Below are 4,928 nucleotides of genomic sequence, written 5' to 3'. Positions count from 1 at the left end.
CCACTCCAAATTTGTGTCCGGCACCGCTGGCCGCGGCACCAACTCGTGTGGAGTGATACAAACACGCCAACCAGGTCTCGGCATGGTGGGCAACAGTACGTGGACATCTGTCCATCCGTGCACAAAATATCGCGCTCGCCATCGGGCGATCCGGAAGCGGAGGATTCCGCGACACCACACCTTTGAAAGTCCGGGCCGAGGGCCTGGCCATGGACAGCATCGTCGAAGGAACCTTGTACGCCTGGGCACGGACCGGGACCGGTGATTGGCTTGCTTGTAGCTACAGTTCGTAGCTGACCGTCGACCGCACGGCATGAGCGACAACCGGATGAGCGTCAGCGTTAATTGTGTTGTGGGTGCTGGGAGATTGCTGGGTGATCCCGTGCGATGGGTCCCGTCTTGGCCGCCCCGCCGGGTGATCCGAGGTCGTCGAAGAACAGTGCGTTGATCGAGGTGTACTTCGCCCATTCGTGCGGGAGGTCGTCTTCGTAGAAGATCGCTTCGACCGGGCAGACCGGCTCGCAGGCACCGCAGTCGACGCACTCGTCGGGGTGGATGTAGAGCATCCGTGGGCCTTCGTAAATGCAGTCGACCGGGCACTCTTCGATACACGCCTTGTCCATCACGTCGATGCACGGCTCGGCAATGACGTAAGTCATGGTCGCGTGTCCTGGGGATGATCGAATTCGGTTGCCTGCGAGTCGGTCCTACCTCGAATATTGTTCTCGGAGAAGCGAGCTGGGACGAGACGGGGGATAAGTCGGACGTAGGCGACCATCCCGATCAACTCCACCAATGTCTGCGTCACCACAACCACGGCAGCAAGAGACAGCTGTGGTGGCAGCGCAAGCGCCAGCGGCAGAACGACCAACGAATTCCGGGTCGCACCGGAAAAAATCAACGCCCGAGTCGCGGGAACGTCCTGGCGCGTCACCCTGGCCGTCGCCCATCCAACAACCGCCATGACGACCAGGAATGCAACGAAGATCGGCACCACGGGAATCAGCTGGGAGCCCTCGGAGCGGACTGCGTCGATCTGCGACGCCACGACGACGGCAAGAGTGGCCATCATGACCGGCACCATCGCCGCGGCCATCGCATCCATGATCCGGGTGCCGATTCGGCGACGACGTGCGAGCGCTTGCGTCAGGGCCGCCAACACCAGTGGAACAACGATCAGCAGCACGAACGCTTCGACGAACGGTGCAATGTCGATGATTTCCACCAACTCGGACCCGACGAACAACCACAGGTAGAGCGGCAGAAACGCGATCTGCAACAACATCAACAGCGGCGCGCTCGCGAGCAACCGTTCCGATGCCGCGCCCGCCAACCCGCTGAAGACGATGACGTAGTCGATGCAGGGAGCCAACAACACCAGCAGCACACCGACGAGTACCGCCTGGCTGTCAGCGACGAACCGGGTCATAGCGAACACGACGACCGGGACGAGCACGAAATTCAGCACCACGACACTGAGCAAGAACTTCCCGTCGCGCAGCGATGCGCCGATGGCGGAGAACGGAACCGCGAGGAACGTGGCGTAGAGCAACACGATCAGTACCGGGTTGATGGCGATCTCGAACGAATGCGCCGACGACGGCGCACCCGAGCCGACAACGGCACCGATGAGCAGGGCCAGCAGGTAGAGCGGGATCTGGAACTTCTCCATCCAGGCCACCATCGAGGTGGCGCTCGATGTGTTCACGAGGTGCCCACTGCAGTGTTCGCAGAGATCAGCCAGGTGCACTCTGGATTGCATGGCGTCGACGCGTCGGGTGTGTCCCCAAGGCGGGACAGTGCATCGGTCAAACTGTCACGCAGTGCGGTCAATTGAGCGATCGATTCGTTCGCGTGAGCGATGTGCGATTCGATGGCGGGGCCGAGTTCGGCTTTGACTGCGGCGCAGGAGTCTTTCTCCCAAACACGAAGGAGAAGTTTGATCTCCGGCAGCGACAAGTTCAGGCTTTTGGCGGCTGTGATGAACGCCAAACGTTGCTGAGCACGGTCGTCGTAGACGCGGTAGCCGTTCGCCGAACGGTCCGCCGGGAGCAGGCCCTCGCTTTCGTAGAACCGTAGCGTGGTCGCGGGGACGCCGGTCACCGACGACAGCTGTGAAATGCGCAGAGCGGACATGCACCGAGGATAAACCTTCGAGTCGGGTGGAAGGTCAAATCCTTGACCTTCCACCCAGCTACTGGGTCTAACGTCGGGCCATGTACCCAGTTCGACCGCGCCCGGACGCCCGGACACTCATCCGTCTCGACCCGACGCCTCTCCGCGAGATGAAGGCCCCGTCGGCATGCACGCTCTCAACAGCCGTCCAACCTGGGCGGATCGAGCTGTGGGCATTGATCCTCGCCTCCGTTACCAGCCGCCGGCGTGTCGATGAAGGACTCGAATTCACCTTCCCGCCGGATACGGCGTTCATCGCTCGCCTGTCCGATGCAATCGCCTCGGAACTGGCGTGCTGCTCCTTCTACGTCTTCACGGTGAACTTCACCGCCACGGCAACAACGATGACAGTAAAAGCCCCCGGCCACAGTGCGGAAGTGGTTGACCAACTGTTCGGCGATACGGACTCATAGAGAATCAAAGCCTCTACGGCGCAGAATGATTCGTGCCATCAAGTCGCGCAGCCATGACAAGCCGGTCAATGACCGGGTATGCACAAGCTTGCTGCCGTGTCGTTCTCGATCCCCACCGGCAACAAGAAAGGCCGACTCGACCTCGAACGGCAATGGTGCCCCGCCGCCGCCATCACACCCATCACATGACCGACACCACCACCGCAGTGGCCACCCGACAGATGGCCGATCACCCACAATCGACACACACCACCGCAGCAGCACAGGAGACACCGTGAAGATCGGCGACCGCTACCACCTCGCACCCGGAGCACCCGGCATCGTCGTCATCCGCGAAATCCAAGACGCAGGCCTCGTCCTCGTCGAAAACGAAACACCAGGCCTAGGCGTCTACCCCTACCTCGTCAAACCCGACACCCTCGTACCCGCCACCACCTGACCGCTCTAACCACGACGCCGACGGAGCCGCCGAAGGTTCGCAGCATGAAGCCTCGCCGCCCGCTCCTCCGAATCGACCCGCAACGGATACCTGCACTGAGAACAGAAGTTGTCCAACGGCAACGGAATCGGGCTACTGCACCTGGGACAGTTATCGAGATGCGACCGGTTCGTCACCGCCGCCGTCTGTGTATCCATAGGCAGCGACAATGCCATAGGCCACCGACACCCTCCTGCCTGTCGCCAGCTGACAATCCAGCCCAGTCCAATACGGTGACTGGCGCAGCGCTAACCGGAGGGTCAAACGAAAAATTGGATTTGGATAGACCGATGAGTTAAGAAGGAATCTTAGGAAGTTTCACTTGCGGGCATAAATTCTTGTTGGCAAGAACGAAACTGTCATTGATGCCATATTGGGTCGAATCTGGCTCAAACGTGCTGTTCGGATCCCAGTTCTGTGAACCTTCGTAGCCAGTGCAAAAGTTGTACCCCGCCCCAATCATGTCAGCCTGCATCTTCGGCGAATCCCTGTAGCTCTCGACCTGAATGCCTTCCATCGGAATTCCCAATTCCATACCTGCGTTGACCATCAGCTCGCACGAGTCGTCCAGATACTGCTGCTGGCCACCAGTGGGAGTGCTGGCTACCAAGTTCCTGGCGTCTTCAGGAAGATGAAACATCGTATCGTCGCCAAGCGACACTTGCTTGAGCTCGTCATACGTCAAGTTCTGACCAATCGTGCCGCAATCACCGCTCGACGAACTGCCAACATCCGATCCGCCAGCTGCGCTGCTCGAAACACTGCCCTCAGGAGCCTGTTCCGCACTCCTCTCAGTACCGGACTCGCTGCCAGCACACGCAGCAAGCATCAATACGAAAGCAATACCAAAAACCGATGTCGTCACTTGTGATCCAGCCCGCATGGCCCGGAGCCTAAAGGTCACCGCGATGCCATACAAGCGATCGAATGAATGACCCGTACCCTGACTCGCCCAGTACTCCTCCTCATCGGCCCTGCCAGGCCACGACACCGTCAACGAAAATGTCGGCCTCAAGGGGCAGCTCGACATCTGCCACACCACCGTAAATACGAGCTACCGCCACACCGAGCGTCGTCACCCTCCGTCGCTCCCGCACAATCACGTTCACAGTCGTACCCCACACCGCGCCGCCGTAGAGCACCAGCTCCGGCGGCGTTCCGCGTCCCACCACAGCAGGCCGGCAACGTTCGCAGGCAGGCCCCTGGCGGGCCACACGCACCCCTACGGGCTGCACCGAACCGAACTCCGCTTCGCTCCGCACTCACAAGAGCGAAAAGAATCAATTTCTTTCGACGTAGGTGGCTTCTCCGAGCATCCATCACCCGTGCCCGCCGGCTCAACCCCTCGCTCCGCTGCGCTACGGCCAAGGCTCCGAACACTTTTCGTCGAGCAGTCGCTGCGCTCCCACGAAAACTGTCCGAGACGAGGGGTTGCCCCGTCGTTCCCGTGCGCTGGTTTCTCTCCCCAGCCACCACGGCGAAAGAAAATTGGCAGGGCGAAGGTCCGGCCGCCAGTCGAGAGGGACAGGTCACCATGCGAGCACAGCACCCCACCACCGCCGACGAAATCGACATCACCGTCCACCGAAACGGCAGCCGCAAAGTCCGGCGGACCGTCAAACGCGCCAGCGCACGCCGCGACCGCCGCACCGCGCGACGCGAACTCCGCCACTGAAAACAGCGCTACCCCAACCACACCCGCACACACCGAAAGGCTTTCGCCATGACCCAACATCGCATGTCCCTCACCACCGCCGCCGACACCCTCGCCGCCATCCCCGCCCTGCTCGGCTTCACCCCCGACAACTCCGTCGTCATCATCGCCCTGGCCGACGACGGGAACGGCTCCCACCTCGTCGCGC

At 61.1% G+C, this 4,928-nt stretch carries 8 protein-coding genes; 4 read left to right on the top strand and 4 right to left on the bottom strand.

The annotated features are described in order from the left end of the window. Nucleotides 1–341: 341 nt before the first annotated feature. From fdxA to J1M81_RS23740, 3 genes are read right to left on the bottom strand one after another with little or no spacing between them, the layout of a single operon-like run. The gene (gene fdxA, locus J1M81_RS23750; RefSeq protein WP_008720000.1) at nucleotides 342–659 is read right to left on the bottom strand and encodes a ferredoxin; all 318 of its coding nucleotides are present in this window, start codon (nucleotides 657–659) and stop codon (nucleotides 342–344) included. Next, nucleotides 656–1,684, bottom strand: a complete 1,029-nt coding sequence (locus tag J1M81_RS23745; protein WP_008719998.1) for an arsenic resistance protein — start codon at nucleotides 1,682–1,684, stop codon at nucleotides 656–658. Before J1M81_RS23745 ends, fdxA begins: the two co-directional genes overlap by 4 nt. Before the next feature lie 20 nt (nucleotides 1,685–1,704). After that, nucleotides 1,705–2,136 (bottom strand): MerR family transcriptional regulator, encoded by a 432-nt coding sequence (locus J1M81_RS23740; RefSeq protein WP_008719991.1) that lies wholly within the window; start codon nucleotides 2,134–2,136, stop codon nucleotides 1,705–1,707. A gap of 80 nt (nucleotides 2,137–2,216) precedes the next feature. Here J1M81_RS23740 and J1M81_RS23735 point away from each other — a divergent pair, with 80 nt between their 5' ends. Both J1M81_RS23735 and J1M81_RS23730 read left to right on the top strand, forming a co-directional pair. Further along, on the top strand, nucleotides 2,217–2,588 hold the full coding sequence (locus tag J1M81_RS23735; protein WP_008719986.1) for a hypothetical protein: 372 nt from the start codon (nucleotides 2,217–2,219) through the stop codon (nucleotides 2,586–2,588). A gap of 274 nt (nucleotides 2,589–2,862) precedes the next feature. Further along, nucleotides 2,863–3,027, top strand: coding sequence for a hypothetical protein (locus tag J1M81_RS23730; RefSeq protein ID WP_157889900.1), 165 nt, complete (start codon nucleotides 2,863–2,865; stop codon nucleotides 3,025–3,027). A 334-nt stretch (nucleotides 3,028–3,361) separates the two neighbouring features. On the opposite strand, the gene J1M81_RS23725 is transcribed toward J1M81_RS23730, so the two are convergent. Continuing rightward, on the bottom strand, nucleotides 3,362–3,931 hold the full coding sequence (locus J1M81_RS23725) for a hypothetical protein (protein ID WP_141214906.1): 570 nt from the start codon (nucleotides 3,929–3,931) through the stop codon (nucleotides 3,362–3,364). A gap of 669 nt (nucleotides 3,932–4,600) precedes the next feature. Here J1M81_RS23725 and J1M81_RS23720 point away from each other — a divergent pair. After that, nucleotides 4,601–4,741 (top strand): hypothetical protein, encoded by a 141-nt coding sequence (locus tag J1M81_RS23720; RefSeq protein WP_206498972.1) that lies wholly within the window; start codon nucleotides 4,601–4,603, stop codon nucleotides 4,739–4,741. Nucleotides 4,742–4,789: 48 nt separating this feature from the next. Then, the coding region (locus tag J1M81_RS23715; RefSeq protein ID WP_206498973.1) for a DUF4192 family protein at nucleotides 4,790–4,928 on the top strand (139 nt) is incomplete at its 3' end.

The organism is Rhodococcus sp. KRD175 (assembly GCF_017168275.1).
Taxonomy (GTDB): domain Bacteria; phylum Actinomycetota; class Actinomycetes; order Mycobacteriales; family Mycobacteriaceae; genus Rhodococcoides; species Rhodococcoides fascians.
The sequence above is the reverse complement of the archived record's forward strand: the minus strand, read 5'-3'. Positions and strand labels throughout refer to the sequence as shown.

What these genes read in the sequence shown, in the direction of transcription:
- J1M81_RS23720 (WP_206498972.1), top strand. Translation starts at nt 4,601, where the DNA reads ATGCGAGCACAGCACCCCACCACCGCCGACGAAATCGACATCACCGTC.
- J1M81_RS23745 (WP_008719998.1), bottom strand. Translation starts at nt 1,684, where the DNA reads ATGGTGGCCTGGATGGAGAAGTTCCAGATCCCGCTCTACCTGCTGGCC.
- J1M81_RS23740 (WP_008719991.1), bottom strand. Translation starts at nt 2,136, where the DNA reads ATGTCCGCTCTGCGCATTTCACAGCTGTCGTCGGTGACCGGCGTCCCC.
- J1M81_RS23735 (WP_008719986.1), top strand. Translation starts at nt 2,217, where the DNA reads ATGTACCCAGTTCGACCGCGCCCGGACGCCCGGACACTCATCCGTCTC.
- fdxA (WP_008720000.1), bottom strand. Translation starts at nt 659, where the DNA reads ATGACTTACGTCATTGCCGAGCCGTGCATCGACGTGATGGACAAGGCG.